We start from the raw sequence: 19,576 nt of genomic DNA on the forward strand, positions 1-19,576 counted from the left end.
ACTAAATTCATATATCTGGAAAACATTCAGAAAATATTTTATAATGTAAGTGGTTACATTTAAGGGGGAATGCGCATGTTTTCAGTTCAACCAATCGCATTTGTACATAATGAAAGAAAGGAAATAAAAGATGATGAGTGGGGAGAAGTAAGATCCCGTATAACTTTAACTGAAATGTATGCAGAAGAAAGTATACAAGGGATTGAAGATTTTTCTCATATTGAAGTTGTTTTTTATTTTCATAAAGTAACTGACGAGCAAATTCAGTATTTTGCTAGACATCCTAGAAATAATAAGGATTATCCTGAAGTAGGTATTTTTGCACAGCGCGGGAAAAATCGCCCGAATCGCATAGGTGTAACAATTGTAAAGGTGATCAAAAGAGAAGGTAAATCAATTATTGTTGAGGGATTAGATGCTATTGATGGCACTCCTATATTGGATATAAAACCAATAATGAAAGAGTTTATGCCGAAAGAAGAAATACACCAGCCTAAATGGGCAACGGATATAATGAGACAGTATTGGAAGGGGAATGGAGTAAAATGAGAATATATGAGGCAACAATTGCAGATTTAGATGGACTAGCATCAGTTTTTAATAACTATCGCATGTTTTATAGGCAGGATTCTGATTTAGAAGGGGCAAAAGTATTTTTACGAAACCGAATTGAGAAAAAAGAGTCCGTTATTTTCGTAGCAGTTGAAGACGGCGAATATATTGGGTTCACACAACTATATCCATCATTTTCTTCCATTTCAATGAAAGAATTATGGATTTTAAATGATTTATTTGTACAAGCGGCGAAGCGTGGAGCCGGAACAGGTAAAAAATTATTAGAAGCTGCTAAAGAATACGCATTAGAAAATGGAGCGAAAGGTGTAAAATTACAAACAGAGATTGATAATTTATCAGCACAACGATTATATGCTGAAAATGGTTATTTGAGAGATAATCGTTATTTCCATTACGAATTAACGTTTTAAAAAATTAAGTTGAAAGAGGCATTTTCAAGAAAAAGAATTTCTTTGTAATGAGAAATTCTTTTTTATTTTTGCCTAAATTAAAAAGTATGACAATAACGATAAAACGATATTTATTTATTGTTAAACGATAAAATGTGTGGTAAAATTATGTTGTCATTAAATAAGTGAGTTATTGTAAATGAATCTTAAATGAAGTTCAACAACGTTCTTAAAAGTAATTATTTTTCTTTCTGGAATTGCAGTGCTTGCCTTATGCATATTTTTAGTGCCGGAAATGGCGAATTTTGTAGCGAATTTGTATCCTAATATCGCTCCGATAAAATATCTTGTTTTCATTGTGATGTATGGAGCAGCTGTGCCTTTTTATGTTGCTCTTTATCAGGCTTTCAATCTTTTACAGTATATTGACGAGAACACAGCGTTCTCGGAATTATCTGTAAAGTAGTTAAAGAATATAAAGCGCTGTGCAGTTACAATCAGTGGTTTGTATGTATTAGGTTTGCCACTTTTTCATTTTATAGCGAAGAAAATGGAACCTCCTATTGGGTTAGTGGGACTTATTATCATTTTTGCTTCGTTCGTTAGCGCTGTTTTTACCGCTATCCTTCAACGCCTTCTACAAGAAGCAATTAACATAAAATCAGAAAATGATTTGACAGTTTGAGGTGGCGGATATGACAATTATTATTAATATTGACGTCATGTTAGCAAAACGAAAGATGAGTGTAACGGAGCTTTCGGAGAAGGTTGAAATTACGATGGCGAATCTTTCTATTTTGAAAAATGGGAAAGCAAAAGCGGTTCGTTTTTCAACATTAGAAGCGATATGTAAAGCTTTGGAGTGTCAGCCAGGGGATATTTTGGAGTATAAAAACGATGAGAATACTCAATAAAAACAGATAACAAATGTAAATAATAGAAGTCAATAAAGAAGGGATAGCCACTAGGCTATTCCTTCTTTACGTTAATTGCTGTTAGTAATAAAAAATATAATTTGAATTGCAATGTCTGCTTATCAAAAGGGAACTTGCTACCTTTGTATTATAGTTGATTTAAAACCCAGTTTGTTGCATCTTCAAAGTTATCTGCAATGTAGTTTGGTTCAATATGTGCCCATTTGTTTCGGTACGTATGCAAAGCATCATACCCAGCGCCTGTTCGGACTAGAATCGTTGTCGCATTTACTTTTGCTCCTGCAACAATATCAGTCCAGCGATCACCAACTACAGCACATTGTGTTAAATCAAGCCCATGTTTTTTTGCTGCTTTAAGCAGCATGCCTGTACTCGGTTTACGGCATTCACAACCATCACCGTGTTTATGAGGACATACATAAATATCATCAAAACCGAAGCCTTCTAATTCTTGTACAAAATCGGCTACAGTTGCTATTCCATCTGCAATCCCAGGTTGATTTGTGAAAGAGAAAATTTTTATATTCTTAGCTTTTAGTTTTTGCAAGGATGTTTTTGTAAATGGAAATAATGTAAAAGATCCTGGATAATGTATTGTAGTGTCACCACCAATTGTACCGTCACGATCAATGAAAATTGCTTTAATGTTTGTCATAGTTATAGCCCCTTCAATTTATAAGTAGTTTAAAAATGTTTTACAAATCGGTAGCCATTTACCTCATAGCCTAATTTTTTGTAAAAAGGATGAGCTTCTACTCTTTTTGTTCCACTAACTAGCCATGTGCCAATGCAATTATGTTTCTTTGCTAATTGTTCTGCATAATCCATCAAAACTTGTCCAATGCCTTTACGTCGTATGTTAGAATCAACGCTAATAATTGAAATCTCTCCATAACGTGTTACATCTTCTAAATTTTCACGTATACGAAATCCAAGTAATCCAAATATAGCTTCTTCTTCCTCGTAAACATATAAAAAATCAAACGGACTCATTTGTACGAATTGTAATCGATTGTTCATATCTTCATAGGAAATAGAGGAACCTTTTAATTCTTTCGTTAAAGAACAAAGTGCGTCTATATCATCTATCGTTGCTTCACGAATTTGAAAAGACATATTATCCACTCCAATAAAATGTAATCAAACATTTAGTATTCTGTTAAAAAATGTTTTTTCCTGCCATAAAAATAAATATTTTATAATGATATATAGATAGTTATATGTTATTCTTTTCCTTGATCGTATTGGAAATGGAAAGAGGGGAAATGCATGTTAGAAGTAAATATCCGCTCAGCTGGATATGAAATAGGTGAAAAAACAATTCGTGATATAGCTTTTTCTATCGAAAAAGGTGAACTAGTTGCTCTTATTGGAGCAAATGGTGCTGGGAAGAGTACGACGATAAAAACGATGCTGGGATTACTTGTAAATATGGACGGTGAAATATCATTCGGTGAAAAGAAAAATCCGTATGCATACGTACCAGAACATCCAACATACTATGATTACTTGACGCTCTGGGAACATATTGAATTATTAATGGCAGCTCGTGGAAGTGAAATGGGAAGCTGGGAAGAAAGAGCGGGACAATTATTACATACTTTTCGAATGGATAAGCATAAACATGAATATTTATCAAAGTTTTCAAAAGGTATGAAACAAAAATCGATGCTAATATTGGCGTTTTTAACTGAGCCAGATTTTTATATAATTGACGAACCCTTTATCGGTTTAGATCCAGTAGCTACGAAAGAGTTTTTAAGTTATTTATATAAAGAAAAAGAGCGCGGAGCAGGAATTTTACTTTGTACGCACGTATTGGATACTGCTGAAAAAATTTGTGAAAGATTTTTACTCATTTCACAAGGTACATTAGTCGCAGATGGACATTTAGAATCTATTCAAATGTTAGCGGAAATGCCGGATAGCTCATTACTAGACTGTTTTGATATAATTGTAAGGCGTGAACAACATGATTAAACAACAATTTTATAAAAGATTATGTCATGAGCTCCAGCGGAAGTGGAATTCTATATGTTCGGTAACAGATTGGACAGTCGCGTTATATATTATTATTCCAACACTTATATTTATGGGAATCTATTATAGGTCACTATGGATAAATGAATTATCAATGGAAGAGACGATTTATTTCGGATTAGGATTACTCGCATTTTATCTAGTAACATATCCGAGAGGAGTTCGTTCGTTTTTTGAGCAAGCGGATAGTTTATTTTTAATTTCGTATGCAACACATATGCGAAAATTAGTCCAGTATGGCATGATGTACACATTTGTTCGAATAGCGATAACGAATGTAATAGTAGTCGTTATTATGTTACCAGTGTTGATGAAAAGTATCGGAGTAACAGAGATACAAGTCGTATTATTTTGGGTATTCTTTACTATATTTCGATTTATGTTGTCGTTGTTAACAAGATTTATTCATGTACAGGTGGGGAAACGATGGGTTTTATGGATTGTAAAAAATGTAGTATTTTCTATGAGCTTGTCCTTTTTTGGAATTAGTTTATTTTTTATTTATAAAAATCTATATTATTCAATTCTATTTATCGGTCTAGTAATTTTCTTAAGTAGTGTATTAGTAAAAGAGAAAATGAATTATAAAAAGTTCTTTTTTAAAGAAATCGAGAAAGAAAAAGAGGAAAGCATGCGCTGGACGAGCGGAATTATGCAAGTTGGTGGTCATGCAGCTAAACCGAGTAGCTCGAATAAAAAACCGTGGATGTTTCCGCGTTCTAAAAGACTATTAGGAAAAAAAGCAGATTCTCTTATTATCGAATCTTTTTTGAAAGAATTTTTCCGTACAAGTACTGCACGAATATTTTATATTCAAATTGTATGTATGAGTACTGCAAGTATAATCATGACTCCAAGGTGGATTGCAGCTATTGTTCTTGTATTTACTGTAGTTGCAATTTCTCGCTATGCGCGTGATTATTGGAATGAATTTACGAAAAAAATGTTTCTTCATTTATATTGTGAAGAAGGAAAATTACTTTTGCTAAGGTGGAAGGCAGATCGTTATTTACTACTACCAGCAATACTCTTGTATGCAATAGTTATACTTGCCCAGTTTTATTTATTGCCAGCTGTGATTGGTGGCTTTGTTTTTATTTTATTAATTGTATGGATTGTATTTTTACCATAAAAAAAGAGCCATTGACGGCTCTTTTTCTAGTCTGTAACACATTGATAAATAAAATATACTAAAACGAGTATGCTTGCGGCGGAATACATGACATCTAAAGTCATTCAAGTGCCTCCTCAATATTGTGGTATTAATATTGTATGAAATCTTACAATTTCATATTCAAGTGAAAAATATGTGAACGTTAACAAAATTGTAAAGTGCAAAAATTATAATCATTTTGTATAATAGAAGAAACCACCGTTATATAAAAAATAATGAGTGAAAGGGGAGGGAACATAAATGCCAAATTGGTTTAGAAAAACCTTAGTCGCATTAATTACCGTATTTACATTTGGTTTAGTGACGCCTCCTTCCATATTGCTTGATAATGCCAAAGCTGCGGACAAGCCTACGAGCACAGCTGGGCAACAAAGTTTGGAGAGCACGTCCTATACATATGAAGAAACGAATGACAGGTTAACCACCGATACTTTTATTACTTATGCAATGCAAGAAGCAGAGAAGCAGTCGATGCAAAAGTTTGGTACTAAAATTGGTCCAGTAATTGAAGATGAATTTAAAGATGTAATATTACCGAAAATTGAAGAGGCAATTGCTGAGCTTGCTAGTGATGTACCAGAAGACTCACTACAATCATTAGCGATTTCTCAAAAACCAGCTGGTGGAAATAATGAAAAGATTTTTCACGTCTACGATACGAAATCAGGAAATGATTTATTGCGTTTCCATGTAAGAAGAGATCATCCGCCGCAAGATGGTTATTATTTTAATTTCCATTATCACCGTTTTGATGATGGATACTCTGGACATCATGAGTTAGGAAATATTTATTGGAATACAAATGTACCGCCGAAATGGTTGTCTTAAAAAGAACAAGAGAAAATCTTGTTCTTTTTTATGTTTATAGAAGGGACAGACAACTATGTTGTTGAATAACATAGGTTTAGAAAAAAGAAGTAAAAGGAGTATGGAGATGCAAAAATACATTGTTTTTGACTTTGATGGCACATTAGTAGATTCGCAAAATATATTTGTACCAATTTATAATCAAATTGCTGAAAAGCACGGATATAAAACGGTAAAGGAAGAAGAAATTGAACATTTACGTAAATTAACGATGCCAGAGAGATGTAAACAACTCGATGTACCACTGTATAAATTACCGATATTAGCGTTGGAGTTTTATAAATTATATCAGCCTGCTATAAAAGATCTTGTTTTATTTCATGGGATGAAGGATGTATTAGATGAACTATATAAAAAAGGATACGGTATTGCGGTTATATCATCTAACTCAGAAGAGCATATTCGGGCATTTTTACACAAGAATGATATAGAAAATATACAAGAAGTGTATTGTTCTAAAAATCTGTTTGGTAAAGATAAAATGATAAAAAGATTTTTAAAATCGAAAAAGATAACAGAGCAGGATATGTTATACGTTGGTGATGAACAGCGAGATGTAGCAGCGTGTAAAAAGGCTGGAGTGAACGTGATTTGGGTATCTTGGGGATATGATGTCATTGAAACAGTGAAAAAAGATGCACCAGATTATATGGTTCATAAGCCGATGGAAATTGTGGAAGTAGTACAAGGAGCGTATTCTTAATATGAATACACTTCGAGCAGGCATTCATCATATTGAATTTTGGGTAGCGAATTTGGAGGAGTCCATTTCTTTTTATAATAAGTTGTTTTCCATAATTGGATGGAGAAAGTTAAATGAAGTAGCATATAGCACAGGAGAAAGTGAAATATATTTTAAAGAAGTAGATGAGGAAATCGTAAGGACGTTAGGGCCTAGACATATTTGTTATCAAGCTATTCATAGAGAAGTAGTTGATGAAGTAGCAGATTTTCTTTCTAGTACGAAAGTGAAGGTAATACGTGGTCCAATTGAAATGAATCATTATTCGGAAGGTTACTATACGATTGATTTTTACGATCCGAATGGATTTATTGTAGAAGTTGCCTATACACCAAAGGCAGAAATGTAAGGGGAATAGATATGAAGATAATTACAGCGCAGCAAAACAATATACAAATTGTAAAAGATGCAGTGGATATTAAAGAAATTTCTAAAGGTTTTTCGCCTGACAAGAAATATATAATTATGAGTGCGAATAATGAAAAATATTTATTTCGGACAGGCGATATAAAAGAGTATGAAAGAAAGAAAATAGAGTTTCAAATTTTAAATGAAATGGTAAAATGTAACGTACAGGCACAAAGGCCAATTGAAATAGGTATATTGGAAGAAGAAGGTGTATGCTATAGTATTTTTTCATATTTAGAAGGGGAAGATGCGAAGAGACTATTGTCTACGTATTCACCAAAAGAACAATATGATATTGGCATAGAGGCAGGAAAAGATTTAGCGAAAATGCATACACTTGAAGCTCCTAAGAATATACTTCCGTGGTATGAAAGAGCAATGAAAAAACATAGGAAATATTTAGAGGCGTATAAAACATGCGGAATTAAAATTGAAAATGATGATAAAATTATTAAGTTTATAGATGAAAATGAAATGTATGTAAAGGATCGCCCAAATCGATTTCAACACGATGATTTTCATTTAGAAAATATAATTGTACGGGATGGGAGATATGTAGGTGTAGTTGATTTTAATGGTTATGACTGGGGCGACCCACTGCATGATTTCGTAAAAATTGCACTATTTGCAAGAGACATTAGTATTCCATATTCAATCGGACAAATAGAAGGATACTTTAATGAGAGAATACCAGAGGAGTTCTGGAAATTATATGCGGTGTACGTTGGCATGACAGTTTTCTCATCAGTTGTCTGGACATTACGAGCAGCACCGCATATGTTGGAGGATACGTTAGAGCGTCTTCATATTGTATTAGAAGATCATAAAAACTTTGAACTATTGAAGCCGATTTGGTTTCAACCAGATAAGATGGATATGAAATAGAAAAGGTAGGTGTGATTCGCACCTACCTTTATTTTTTACCATCAAAATAATTATTTGATTTTCTTAAATGTCAGCGGCTGAGTACTTAACATAGCTGGCACATGTAACTGAAGAGATGGGAATTCACCACTCACATTCATTTCATAAGCGAATAATAAACTCATTTTCATTTGGAATAAGTCAATTTTTGCAGAGAAGATGTCGTAGTGATGATGGTGCAATTGAACCTTCATCTCCATAAATTGTACAAATAACGAATCATCTTGTTTGTATACTTGTAATGTTCCGTATGCAGGATGTTCAAAAGTACCAGTATAATCCTCTAACTTGTGAGAAGGTGTAGTCCCTTTAATTTGTTCAGGAAGCGATTCAGTTGCTTCTTTCATCATTTCCTTCATTTTCTCAGTATCTTCTACAGCACGTTTATGCCAATCAATGGATTCTAATTCAAGTAGTTCGTCATAAATTTGATTAGCGAGATAAGTAGGAAGTAATGTTCCTCCAGCATTCGTTAAAATGACAAGGCCTATGTTTTCTGTTGGTATGAATGAAACAAGTGCTGAAAACCCATCAATATTACCGCCATGATGAATTACCTTATTACCACGGTAAGCGCTAATAAACCAACCAAGACCGTAACTATTTAATGGAGATTCAGGAAGTGATAAAACTGGTTGATCTGGAATGGAATTATGTGGTGTATACATTTGTTGTAATAATTCAGAGGAGATTAATTCATGATTTCCAAATTTACCTTTGTTTAAGTGAAGAAGGACCCAATTTGCCATATCTTCAATTGTAGAATTAATACACCCAGCAGCTCCAACTGTATCGATGTTATGGAATGGAACTTCTTTTATTTTACCTTCATTTTCAACGTAAGGTAAAGCATAATCATCTGTAGTTTGTGAATCTGTAACAGAGAAGTTTGTTTGATTCATATTTAAAGGCTCTAAAATATGTTCTGTAACGTATTGTTCCCACGTTTGATTTGTAATATTTTCCACAATGTAGCTGATTGTTGTATACATTAAGTTGTTATATAGAAACGCTGTTCGGAACGGCGCATCAAGTGGTAAATGTTTTATTTTTTCAACGAGATTTTTTCGAGATAAGGAAGAGCTATACCAAAGAGCCTCATGACGGCTTACACCGGTTCGATGAGAAGCTAAATCTCGTCCGGTAACTTGTGAGCTAGCAAGTACTTCAGATAAAGAGAAGTTAGGTATAAAAGACTGGACAGGACTATCCCAATTAAATTTTTGTTGTTGTGTTAACAAACTTAATGAAAGTGTGCCAAAAGCTTTCGTTGAGGAACCGATTGCGAATCGAGTATGCGGTGTAACAGCCTCTTTTGTTTCTATATTACGATAGCCGAAACCTTCTGAAATAATAACTTCACCGTCTTTTATTACAGCGACAGCAGCACCAGGAACATTTAAATCCTTCATCATTTTTTCAACCGTTGTTTGTAAAGAAGTCATAACAGGCGTTCCAAATTTAGACATACTTCTAACCTCCAAATATAAATTTTGTTCTACCGCACTATACTTTCGGTAATAGAAAATGAAAACCTTTTTAAATTTGGAAAGTTAATAATTTTGTAAGAATTAGTGGGAGAAATTTTATTAATTAGGATTATTAACTTTACCATTTTTCATGTTATGATAAATTGCATATACGATTGAAAGAAGGTTTTCCTACATATGAAACATGCTGAAAATGAATACTTAAATTTATGCCGCCATGTAATGGAACATGGTACGAAGAAAGAAGATCGTACAGGGACAGGAACTGTATCTGTATTTGGATATCAAATGCGTTTTGATTTGAGTAAAGGATTTCCTTTATTAACGACAAAAAGAGTACCATTTCGCCTTGTAGCAAGTGAACTACTTTGGTTTATGAAAGGTGATACAAATATTCGCTATTTATTGCAGCATAATAATAATATTTGGAATGAATGGGCATTTAAGAGCTGGGTGGAAAGTGACGAGTATACTGGTCCTGACATGACTGATTTTGGTCTTCGCTCACAACAAGATGAAGAATTTAAAGTACAGTACGATGAGCAAATGGAATTGTTTAAAAAGAACGTTTTAGAAGATGATGATTTCTCAAATAAATATGGTTATTTAGGAGACGTATACGGTAAACAGTGGCGTGCTTGGAAAACGACAGCCGGTGAGACACTTGATCAATTAAAAGATGTAATTGAAATGATTAAAAAAACACCAGACTCACGTCGTTTAATCGTTTCTGCTTGGAATCCTGAAGACGTACCGAGTATGGCATTACCGCCTTGTCATACATTATTCCAGTTTTATGTAGCGGACGGAAAACTTTCTTGTCAGTTATATCAAAGAAGTGGTGACATATTCCTTGGAATTCCATTTAACATCGCAAGTTATTCACTACTAACACATTTAATTGCACATGAATGTGGTCTTGAAGTAGGAGAATTTGTTCATACAATTGGAGATGCACACATTTATACAAATCATTTTGAACAAGTAGAAAAGCAATTGGCACGTGAACCACGTCCGTTCCCGAAACTTACATTAAATTCAGATGTGAAATCTGTTTTCGATTTTGAAATGGAAGATTTAACGATTGAAGGATACGATCCGCATCCAGCAATTAAAGCACCGGTTGCAGTATAATTGTAGAGGAGATGAAAAAATGATTGTTTCATTTATGGTCGCAATGGACGAAAATAGAGTAATTGGTAAAGATAATAATTTACCTTGGCGTTTACCGAGTGAATTACAATACGTGAAGAAAACAACGATGGGTCACCCGCTTATTATGGGAAGAAAGAACTATGAAGCGATTGGTAGACCGCTGCCTGGAAGACGTAATATTATTGTAACTCGTAATGAAGGATATCACGTTGAAGGATGTGAAGTTGTTCATTCTGTAGAAGAAGTATTTGAACTATGTAAAAATGAAGAAGAGATTTTTATTTTTGGCGGGGCGCAAATTTATGATCTCTTTTTACCTTATGTAGACAAATTGTATATAACAAAAATCCATTATGCATTTGAAGGAGATACATTCTTCCCAGAAATGGATATGACAAATTGGAAAGAGATTTTTGTGGAAAAAGGTTTAACGGATGAACAAAACCCGTATACGTATTATTACCATGTATATGAGAAACAACAATAATAAAAAAGGTTGATGTGAGAATTCGCATCAATCTTTTTATTTATATTCACCAATATAAGTTTATAGATGAGATTCGATAGTGCTATAATGATAGGTAGCATGTAAAAAATGCTAAAATTTTCAAAATTACTAATATAGAAAGAGGAGGAGAATGGATTGAGAAAGATATGGGGGATTCTTTTTCTTTGCTTAACATTCATGTTAGTTGGATGCGGTAAAGAAGAAAAACCACAAGAAGCGTTTGATACATATGTAAAAGCATGGAATAAACAAAAATTTGCAGATATGTATGATCAACTATCAAAAAATGCAAAAAAAGATATTTCAAAGAAAGAGTTTACTGAGAAATATGAAAAAATTTATTCTGGTATCGAAGTAAAAGACTTAAAGGTAGAAACAGGGGAAGTAAAAGAAGATAAAAAAGATGAAGGCCCTGTTCCTTTTAAAGTAAGCATGGATACAGTTGGTGGTAAAATTACTTTTGGCCATGAAGCAAAAATGGTGAAAGAAAAAGATGGAGATAAAGAATCTTGGAAAATAGATTGGACTCCTGATTTTATTTTCCCTGGTATGACGAAAGATAGTAAAGTGCGTATGCAGACAACACAGCCAAAACGTGGTGAAATATACGATCGTAATGGAAAAGGTCTTGCAACGAATGGGAAAGCTTCTGAAATTGGAATAGTTCCAGAAAAATTAGACGATACTGCTCCGCAAACGAAAGAGACAGTAGCGAAGTTGTTAAATATGACTGTAGAAGAAATTGATCAAAAATTAGCTGCTAAATGGGTAAAACCAGGGTATCTCGTACCAATTGGAATTTTGCCTGAAGGGGCAACGCAAAATACGTACATTGATTTAGCAGGTGTTTCAACAAAACCTGTAAATGTTCGTACATATCCATTAGGGGAAGCGGCAGCTCATCTAACTGGTTATATCGGAAAGGTAAATGCTGAAGATTTAAAAACGCTTCAAAAGAAAGGCTATCAAGCTGATGATCCAGTTGGTAAAGCTGGTTTAGAGCAAGTATTAGAGGAAAAGCTACGCGGTAAAAAAGGTGGCCGTGTCTTTGTAGAAGATGCACAAGGAAAAGAAATTAAAAACTTGGCAAAAACAGATGCTGTTGATGGAGAAAACGTAACTTTAACTATTGATAGTGCTGTTCAAGAAAAAACGTACAATGAAATGAAGGGCGAAGCTGGTTCAAGTGCAGCAATTAATCCGAAAAGTGGAGAAACAATTGCACTAGTAAGTAGTCCAGCATATGATCCGAATTTAATTGCACGAGGAACATCGAAAGCACAACGCGAAGCTTGGAATAATGATCCGAAAAAACCGATGACGAATCGCTTTACACAATTATCGGTACCAGGTTCTGTATTTAAACCAATTACAGCTGCAATTGGTCTTGAAACGAAAACGATTGATCCAAAAGAAGAGTTAAAAATTGAAGGATTAAAATGGACAAAAGATGCTTCTTGGGGTAATTATTATGTAACGCGTGTGAAAGATGCAAATCCGATTGATTTTGATAAGGCGATGAAATACTCGGATAATATTTACTTCGCACAAGAAGCATTGAAAATCGGAAAAGACAAGTTTATGAGTGAAGCGAAAAAATTCGGATTCGATGAAAAATTACCAATTGAATATGGATTCCCTGCTTCTAAAATTGCAAATGACGGTATTAAAAATGATATTCAAATGGCAGATACAGGATATGGACAAGGGCAAGTATTAATGACTCCTCTTCATTTAGCTTTAACGTATGCGCCAATTGTAAATGATGGAACGATTCCATCACCGTATATTATTAAAACAGATAAACAACCAAAAGCTTGGAAAGAAAATGTAATTTCTAAAGGAAATCAGGATATATTAAAAACTGCTATGACGAAAGTAATTAATGATCCGGATGGTACAGGGAAAATTGCTAAAATTGATGGAATGACTCTTGCTGGAAAAACAGGTACAGCGGAATTAAAAGTATCCAAAGAGGCCGAAGGAAAAGAACTAGGCTGGTTCGCTGCATTTGATTTGAATTCACCAGATATGGTCATTACAATGATGATTGAAGATGTAAAAGGTAGAGGTGGAAGTAACATTCCAGCTGAAAAAGTAAAACATGTTTTTCAAAAATAATATGTAATAAAAGGCTATCTCTATAAATTATAGAGATAGCCTTTTTGTATGAGGAGTCTTAATATCTGTATACTAAATTTTAAAGAAACAAAATAAATCATTAACTTACGAAAAAAAAGTAGCTATTTTTTATTGACATTAATTAAAACTTTTTGTATTATACTTACATAAGGTAAGTTATTAACTTTCGAAAAATAAATCTTGAATTAAAGATAAAGAGAAAAAAGGGAGAGAATACAATGACAAAAGTACTATTTATCACAGCAAATCCAAATTCAGCAGAAGGTTCTTTCGGAATGGCAGTAGGGGAAGCTTTCATCGAGGCTTATAAAAACGAGCATCCACAAGACGAAGTTGTAACAATTGATCTATTCAATACTACTGTACCAGCAATCGATGCAGATGTATTTGGTGCTTGGGGTAAATTTGCAGCAGGTGAAGGCTTTGAAACTTTAACTGAAGTTCAACAACAAAAAGTAGCAGCAATGAACACAAACTTAGAAACATTTATGCATGCAGATCGTTATGTATTCGTAACTCCAATGTGGAACTTTAGCTATCCACCAGTAGTAAAAGCATACTTAGATAACGTAGCAATCGCAGGTAAAACATTCAAATATACTGAAAATGGTCCAGTTGGCTTATTAGAAGGTAAAAAAGCACTTCACATTCAAGCAACAGGTGGCGTATATTCTGAAGGAGCATACGCAGCTGTAGACTTCGGTCGTAATCACTTAAAAACTGTATTAGGATTTGTCGGAGTAAATGAAACTGAATATATTGCAGTTGAAGGTATGAATGCAAACCCTGAAAAAGCACAAGAAATTAAAGAAGCAGCAATTGCTAATGCTCGTGAATTAGCAAAACGTTTCTAATATAGAATGCCTTAAAAAGTCCAAACACTTGATGTTTGGACTTTTTTTCTTCTTTTTCCTTCGTTTGTCTAGTATAATGAAGGTCGGAATGATAATAGGTGGGGGTTCTGTATGATTCAAACGTTTTTTAAAATCTTTTATTTAATTTTAATCGTAATTGCGATTACACCGAGAATGTGGCGTCTTAAAAGACAAGTAAATACGATGGCGCCAAAAGAAAAAGATAATGCTGTGTACAAAACGACAAATTGGTTTGGTAAGAAAATGGTACGTGTAGCTGGAGGGACAGTAGAAGTGAAAGGGCTTGAAAATGTTCCGAAAGACAAGCCGGTACTAGTTGTAAGTAATCACCAAAGTAATATGGATATCCCTGTTTTACTAGGTTACTTAAATAAACCAATTGGATTCGTGTCAAAAGCAGAAATTAAAAAGTTCCCAGTTGTGCCAACTTGGATGGAACTTATGAATTGTGTATTTATGGATCGTAGCGATCGTCGTCAATCTCTTAAAGCAATTAAAGATGGAATCGAGCTATTAAAGAATGGACATTCTATCGTAATTTTCCCAGAAGGGACAAGAAGTAAGGGTGGCGAAGTTGGAGAGTTTAAGGCTGGTAGTTTTCATCTTGCAGTAAAGTCAGGTGTAGCAATTTTACCTGTAACGTTAGATGGTACATATAAGATGTTTGAAGCGAATGGAAATCGTATGAAGCCAGCTCATGCAACAGTAACAATTTCTAAGCCGATTACACCTGAAGATTATGCGAATATGGATATTAAAGAATTAACGAAGCATACACAGGAAGTTATCGCATCACAATTACATAAGTAGTAAAAAAGGTTTCAGCTTATAGTAAGCTGAAACCTTTTTTATTATGCTGTAGGTAAGACATAAAAGAGTACACAAAAGAACATCATCGCACTACCACCTAAAACGAACAGGTGCCATATGGCATGGTTGAAAGGTAGCTTTTCCCAAAGGAAGAATATAGCTCCGACAGAATATAAAATTCCACCTGCTAAAAGTAGTGAAAAACCATGTCCAGTTAGATTTTCATAAAGTGGTTTAATGGCAACGATTATGAGCCAGCCCATAATGATGTAACATAAAGTTGATGCCTTTATAAAGCGACGTACAAAGAAAATTTTGAAGACGATACCTCCGATTGCAAGTGTCCATATAATAGCAAGTAACGTCCATCCTAATGGGCCACGAAGTGTAATAAGTAGAAAAGGAGTATACGTGCCAGCAATCAATAAGTAAATGGCTGAATGATCTAAAATAGTAAATATTTTTTCAACTTTAGGATGATGGATGCTGTGTAGCAATGTTGAAAACAAGTACAGTAAGAACATGCTTACACCATAAACAGTAAATGCAACTACAGCTGATGCGGTACCGTGCTTAGAAGCATGAATAATCAATATGATTAAGGCAGGGATGCTTAAAATGGCACCGATACCATGTGTAATTGCATTTGCAATTTCTTCTTTTACAAATTGGGTCATTCGTGTCATTTTTTCAGTCATAATGCAAATCCTTTCTACTATCATGAAATAATATGTCATTTCCCTTACCATATCATACACAAGGGCAATAGAAAATGAAATTTGTATAATTGATTATATTTTTGAATTTTTTTGACAAAAGGCAATGGATTTGTTGACGTTTTCAAACTTTTTTGACAAAATAAAATTATGTAATAGTAGGACAAGGAAACTACTAATAAAGGGGATGGGGAAATGTTTTCAAATATTGGCTTTCCAGGGTTAATTTTAATTTTAGTAGCAGTACTCATTTTATTTGGGCCTAAAAAATTGCCGGAAATCGGGAAGGCTTTAGGGGAAACGTTAAAAGAGTTTAAAAAATCAACGAAAGAATTGACAGATGACGCATTTCAAGAAAAGGAAAAGAAAGAAAAAATGTAATGTATTTTCCTTGTAATGGATAAATAAAGTGTGGTGAACGAGTTGGAAGATCGGGAAATGAGCGTAGTAGAACATATTGTTGAGCTTCGAAAAAGAGTAATATATACGGTGTTATCCTTTGTACTATTTTTAATTATCGGATTTACTTTTACAAAGGATATTTATTTTTGGCTTGTAAAAGATTTACCAATGAAATTAACTGTTCTCGGTCCAAGTGATGTATTGTGGATTTTTTTCTCGATTGCTACAGTATTTGCTATCGTTTGTACAATTCCTTTTGCTGCTATACAAATTTGGTTATTTGTAAAACCGGGTTTACATCCAAATGAACAAAAGATGACAATAATGTATATACCGGTATTGTCTATATTATTTATTGCAGGTTTATGTTTTGGATACTTTATTGTAATGCCATTTCTATTTCACTTTTTAACTACGATAGGTAATGAAATGTTTAATACGATGTTTACGACAGAAAAGTATTTTCATTTTGTACTTAATTTAACAGTCCCATTTGCTGTGATTTTTGAATTACCAGTCGTTGTAATGTTTTTAACTAGTATTGGAATACTTACGGCGGAATTTTTAATAAAAATAAGAAGATATGCTTACGTAGCACTGATTATCATTGCATCTTGTATATCACCGCCTGACTTTTTATCTCATAGTTTAGTTGCGGTGCCGCTTATTTGTATTTATGAAGTAAGTATTGCTTTATCAAAGGTTGTTAGTAAGAGGAAAAAGAAAAGAGAAGAAATGCAGTCGAAAAGTGCCTCGTTATAAAGGCACTTTTTTATTTATTGGTTATACTATAGCTATAAACGTATACAATATATAGAAGAAAAAAATTATAGAATCTCCAAAATTTAGACAAACTTTGCGCTTTTATAAGCTTATACTAAATGTATTAAACAATTGATGGATAATGAGATTCCCGTCTCGGAGATATTTAGGATGGGAAGATGGATTAGGTGGAGATGAATAGAGTATAAATCTTCTAGCCATAAGGACTACAGAAATCATATAAGTCTGATTTTACTCCACTTTAAACAACGTGTTACAACGCAAAGTAGAGGAAGTTCAAAAATCCAATGAAAAAGAGGATTGATATTGTGATTACGAAAAGTTTTTATTTCACTCATTCAACAGGGGATTGTATTAAAATATTCGAAATCCCTGTCCTACAGGCGCAGCATCCATTATCGTTTCTAATTCAGTCTCGTCTTCAATTATTTATTGCAAAAATTCAAAAACAAAAACATCCAAGATTTGCATATTCTTTCCGTGAATATTTACAAAATTGTTTGAAGTGGAATGATTATTTAAATGTATATAAAACAAATACTCTTGAAAAAAATGCATGATATAGAGTAGAGACAGGGTTAGGAGCTCTGTCTTTTTCATTTTAGATATAAAAATATAATTAATTTGATGAAATTTCGTTCCAAATTGTTGAAAGCAATGGGAATACTAGTATAATAACAAGGAGAGCGTATTGGAAAGGGAAGAATATAATATGCAAAAAATTAAAATTGTAACAGATTCAACGGCAGATTTATCACAAGAAGTAATCGAGAAGTATGACATTCATGTTCTACCATTATCAATCTCTGTAAATGGACAAACATATTTAGATCGTGTTGATCTACAACCAGATGAATTTATTGAAGAAATGCTTAAATCAGAGGAATTACCAAAAACATCGCAACCAGCAATGGGTACATTTGTAGAAATGTATAACAAGTTAGGTGAAGATGGAAGTGAAGTACTTTCCATTCATATGACAAGTGGAATGAGTGGTACTGTAGCAACTGCAAATAGTGCTGCATCAATGACCGATACAAAAGTAACAGTTGTTGATTCTCAATTTATTACACATGCTTTAGCATATCAAGTAATTGAAGCTGCAAAAATGGCAAATGAAGGGCGCTCACTAGAAGAAATTTTAAAACGTGTAGATGAAGTAAGAAAGAATACTCGTTTATATGTAGTAGTAGATACATTAGAAAACTTAGTGAAGGGTGGACGTATCGGTAAAGGAAAAGCGTTTATCGGTTCGCTGCTTAATATAAAGCCAATTGCTAGTCTTGAAGACGGTGTTTATAATCCTGTAACGAAAGTTCGTAGCCAAGGCCAAATTGTAAAAACATTAGCTAAGTTATTTGAGCAAGATACAGCTGGAAAAGTTGTAAAGGCTGTTGCAATTCCACATGCGAAAGCAATTCCTTTAGCTGAAAGTATGAAAGCGGCGGTTGAAAAAGTGAGTGGGTTTGCTCAATCAGAAATTTTCTATACAACGCCTATAATTAGTACTCATACAGGTCCGGGTGCAATCGGATTTATGTATTTAGCAGAGTAATAAAAAAGCTACTTGAAAATATATTTCAAGTAGCTTTTTTATGTAAATAGAAAGTAAGAAATAAGAAGAGCTATACAGGCACTACCGCTAATGATATAGCGAGTCTGTAAATATCTATTCATAGAAAACACCCTTTATCCCGCAATTTGCGGACAGTAAAACTCCCACCTCAAAATTTAGCTGGAGCAAAGAGGTTAGGTAACGGGCTGTCCGTAAAAGCCTTCACTATAGGATTTTCTATATTATATGTTAGATGTAGAAAATCAGTCGCTACGTTACACATGTAAAGTTTCAATTTTTTCATTTATTTGCTTATCATTTGTTGCGTTACTATAAATAAAAGTTTGGCCTAAAAAGAGTACATGCAGTTGTTCCCATGGTAACATGCGCAAATTCCAATTATTTCGAAGTCTAGTTATTGCTTCACGAGGTGTTTCATCGGCGAGTGCAAATGCTCCGTAATGCATCGGTATAAAATGAGTAGCGTTTAAATCTAAATAAGCTTGCACAGCCTCTTCAGGTGAAACATGAGATACTTTCATAAACCATTCTGGTTCATAAGCGCCAATGGGCATAAGAGCAATATCAATTAAAAAGCGTTCACCAATTTCTTTGAAACCTTGGAAATAGCCACTGTCGCCACAAAAATATATGGTTTCCATAGTCGTTTCATTATCAATAATCCATCCCCCCCAGTGAGACGTATTCATATCAAATAAGAATCTTCTCGTCCAGTGCTGAGCAGGTACGAAGTGAAAAGAAACTTCGTTAATTATCGTACTTTCCCACCATTTATACTCTTCTACATGTTTAAATTTCTTACGAGTAAATAATTTTTTTAATCCGATAGGTACAAGGTATAGAACATCATCATTCAACTGACGAAGAGTTGAAAAATCTAAATGATCATAATGACCATGTGAAATAAGGACAATATCAATTTTAGGTAGTGCTTCTATAGAGAGTCCAGGTTCTGTAAGTCTTGGAACTAGCTTTAATTTATTGGCCCATACTGGATCTGTTAATATATTAAGTCCATTCGTTTGGATAAGAAAAGTAGAATGCCCAATCCATGTGACAGTCGT

23 protein-coding genes and 1 pseudogene are annotated in these 19,576 nt (G+C 33.8%); 19 read left to right on the forward strand and 5 right to left on the reverse strand.

Annotation, left to right across the window (positions count from 1 at the left end; genetic code table 11):
* Positions 1 to 75: 75 nt before the first annotated feature.
* The 4 genes and pseudogenes from MR160_RS18825 (at position 76) to MR160_RS18840 (ending at position 1,879) form a co-directional block, all read left to right on the forward strand.
* A complete protein-coding gene (locus MR160_RS18825) occupies positions 76 to 549 on the forward strand; it encodes an SAM-dependent methyltransferase (RefSeq protein WP_000493250.1) in 474 nt (157 codons plus the stop codon).
* Positions 546 to 986 (forward strand): GNAT family N-acetyltransferase, encoded by a 441-nt coding sequence (locus tag MR160_RS18830; protein WP_001223866.1) that lies wholly within the window; start codon positions 546 to 548, stop codon positions 984 to 986. Before MR160_RS18825 ends, MR160_RS18830 begins: the two co-directional genes overlap by 4 nt.
* A gap of 217 nt (positions 987 to 1,203) precedes the next feature.
* Positions 1,204 to 1,650: pseudogene (locus MR160_RS18835) on the forward strand (DUF2975 domain-containing protein).
* 10 nt (positions 1,651 to 1,660) lie between these two features.
* Positions 1,661 to 1,879, forward strand: a complete 219-nt coding sequence (locus MR160_RS18840; protein ID WP_000152531.1) for a helix-turn-helix domain-containing protein — start codon at positions 1,661 to 1,663, stop codon at positions 1,877 to 1,879.
* 148 nt (positions 1,880 to 2,027) lie between these two features.
* On the opposite strand, the gene MR160_RS18845 is transcribed toward MR160_RS18840, so the two are convergent.
* Together MR160_RS18845 and MR160_RS18850 are read right to left on the reverse strand one after the other, a co-directional pair.
* The gene (locus MR160_RS18845) at positions 2,028 to 2,555 is read right to left on the reverse strand and encodes an HAD-IIIA family hydrolase (RefSeq protein ID WP_000181783.1); all 528 of its coding nucleotides are present in this window, start codon (positions 2,553 to 2,555) and stop codon (positions 2,028 to 2,030) included.
* 29 nt (positions 2,556 to 2,584) lie between these two features.
* Positions 2,585 to 3,016 carry a GNAT family N-acetyltransferase gene (locus MR160_RS18850; protein WP_000009776.1) on the reverse strand — a complete coding sequence of 144 codons (432 nt, stop codon included), beginning with the start codon at positions 3,014 to 3,016 and terminating at the stop codon, positions 2,585 to 2,587.
* Positions 3,017 to 3,169: 153 nt separating this feature from the next.
* On the opposite strand from MR160_RS18850, the gene MR160_RS18855 reads away from it, so the two are divergent.
* From MR160_RS18855 to MR160_RS18880, 6 genes are all read left to right on the forward strand, one after another.
* Positions 3,170 to 3,880 carry an ABC transporter ATP-binding protein gene (locus MR160_RS18855; RefSeq protein ID WP_000895248.1) on the forward strand — a complete coding sequence of 237 codons (711 nt, stop codon included), beginning with the start codon at positions 3,170 to 3,172 and terminating at the stop codon, positions 3,878 to 3,880.
* Positions 3,873 to 5,072 (forward strand): ABC transporter permease, encoded by a 1,200-nt coding sequence (locus MR160_RS18860; protein WP_000595437.1) that lies wholly within the window; start codon positions 3,873 to 3,875, stop codon positions 5,070 to 5,072. The genes MR160_RS18855 and MR160_RS18860 overlap by 8 nt, the downstream gene beginning before the upstream one ends.
* A 282-nt stretch (positions 5,073 to 5,354) precedes the next feature.
* A complete protein-coding gene (locus tag MR160_RS18865) occupies positions 5,355 to 5,942 on the forward strand; it encodes a YpjP family protein (protein ID WP_001134421.1) in 588 nt (195 codons plus the stop codon).
* Between the two features lie 106 nt (positions 5,943 to 6,048).
* Positions 6,049 to 6,684 (forward strand): HAD family hydrolase, encoded by a 636-nt coding sequence (locus MR160_RS18870; protein ID WP_001174980.1) that lies wholly within the window; start codon positions 6,049 to 6,051, stop codon positions 6,682 to 6,684.
* Position 6,685: 1 nt separating this feature from the next.
* A complete protein-coding gene (locus MR160_RS18875; RefSeq protein ID WP_001094667.1) occupies positions 6,686 to 7,072 on the forward strand; it encodes a VOC family protein in 387 nt (128 codons plus the stop codon).
* 11 nt (positions 7,073 to 7,083) lie between these two features.
* A complete protein-coding gene (locus MR160_RS18880) occupies positions 7,084 to 8,016 on the forward strand; it encodes an aminoglycoside phosphotransferase family protein (protein WP_000692069.1) in 933 nt (310 codons plus the stop codon).
* 50 nt (positions 8,017 to 8,066) lie between these two features.
* On the opposite strand, the gene MR160_RS18885 is transcribed toward MR160_RS18880, so the two are convergent.
* Positions 8,067 to 9,524, reverse strand: coding sequence for a serine hydrolase (locus MR160_RS18885; RefSeq protein WP_000032719.1), 1,458 nt, complete (start codon positions 9,522 to 9,524; stop codon positions 8,067 to 8,069).
* A 198-nt stretch (positions 9,525 to 9,722) separates the two neighbouring features.
* Between MR160_RS18885 and MR160_RS18890 the strand changes: the two genes are divergently transcribed.
* From MR160_RS18890 to MR160_RS18910, 5 genes are all read left to right on the forward strand, one after another.
* Complete coding sequence (locus tag MR160_RS18890) at positions 9,723 to 10,679, forward strand: thymidylate synthase (protein WP_000679602.1); 957 nt, start codon at positions 9,723 to 9,725, stop codon at positions 10,677 to 10,679.
* 19 nt (positions 10,680 to 10,698) lie between these two features.
* Entirely contained in the window at positions 10,699 to 11,187 is a 489-nt protein-coding gene (locus tag MR160_RS18895) for a dihydrofolate reductase (protein WP_000637208.1), read from the forward strand.
* Between the two features lie 156 nt (positions 11,188 to 11,343).
* A complete protein-coding gene (gene pbpC, locus MR160_RS18900) occupies positions 11,344 to 13,329 on the forward strand; it encodes a penicillin-binding protein 3 (protein ID WP_097825952.1) in 1,986 nt (661 codons plus the stop codon).
* Positions 13,330 to 13,568: 239 nt separating this feature from the next.
* Positions 13,569 to 14,204: an FMN-dependent NADH-azoreductase gene (locus MR160_RS18905; RefSeq protein WP_000170033.1), complete on the forward strand. Its 636-nt coding sequence runs from the start codon at positions 13,569 to 13,571 to the stop codon at positions 14,202 to 14,204.
* A gap of 111 nt (positions 14,205 to 14,315) precedes the next feature.
* The gene (locus MR160_RS18910; protein WP_000616579.1) at positions 14,316 to 15,035 is read left to right on the forward strand and encodes a lysophospholipid acyltransferase family protein; all 720 of its coding nucleotides are present in this window, start codon (positions 14,316 to 14,318) and stop codon (positions 15,033 to 15,035) included.
* A gap of 41 nt (positions 15,036 to 15,076) precedes the next feature.
* Here the strand turns inward: MR160_RS18910 and trhA are convergent, their stop codons facing one another.
* Positions 15,077 to 15,733, reverse strand: coding sequence for a PAQR family membrane homeostasis protein TrhA (trhA, locus tag MR160_RS18915; protein WP_000136889.1), 657 nt, complete (start codon positions 15,731 to 15,733; stop codon positions 15,077 to 15,079).
* Between the two features lie 213 nt (positions 15,734 to 15,946).
* On the opposite strand from trhA, the gene MR160_RS18920 reads away from it, so the two are divergent.
* The 4 genes from MR160_RS18920 (at position 15,947) to MR160_RS18935 (ending at position 18,491) form a co-directional block, all read left to right on the forward strand.
* The gene (locus tag MR160_RS18920) at positions 15,947 to 16,132 is read left to right on the forward strand and encodes a twin-arginine translocase TatA/TatE family subunit (protein ID WP_000492443.1); all 186 of its coding nucleotides are present in this window, start codon (positions 15,947 to 15,949) and stop codon (positions 16,130 to 16,132) included.
* A 57-nt stretch (positions 16,133 to 16,189) separates the two neighbouring features.
* A complete protein-coding gene (tatC, locus tag MR160_RS18925; RefSeq protein ID WP_000117643.1) occupies positions 16,190 to 16,915 on the forward strand; it encodes a twin-arginine translocase subunit TatC in 726 nt (241 codons plus the stop codon).
* A gap of 329 nt (positions 16,916 to 17,244) precedes the next feature.
* Positions 17,245 to 17,496, forward strand: coding sequence for a DUF2535 family protein (locus MR160_RS18930; RefSeq protein WP_000629010.1), 252 nt, complete (start codon positions 17,245 to 17,247; stop codon positions 17,494 to 17,496).
* A gap of 152 nt (positions 17,497 to 17,648) precedes the next feature.
* A complete protein-coding gene (locus MR160_RS18935) occupies positions 17,649 to 18,491 on the forward strand; it encodes a DegV family protein (RefSeq protein ID WP_014894780.1) in 843 nt (280 codons plus the stop codon).
* Positions 18,492 to 18,766: 275 nt separating this feature from the next.
* Here MR160_RS18935 and MR160_RS18940 read toward each other — a convergent pair.
* A partial coding sequence (locus MR160_RS18940) for an MBL fold metallo-hydrolase (protein ID WP_242297859.1) occupies positions 18,767 to 19,576 on the reverse strand: 810 nt, incomplete at its 5' end.

This window comes from Bacillus cereus group sp. BfR-BA-01382, assembly GCF_022663475.1.
Classification (GTDB): Bacteria; Bacillota; Bacilli; order Bacillales; family Bacillaceae_G; genus Bacillus_A; species Bacillus_A thuringiensis_S.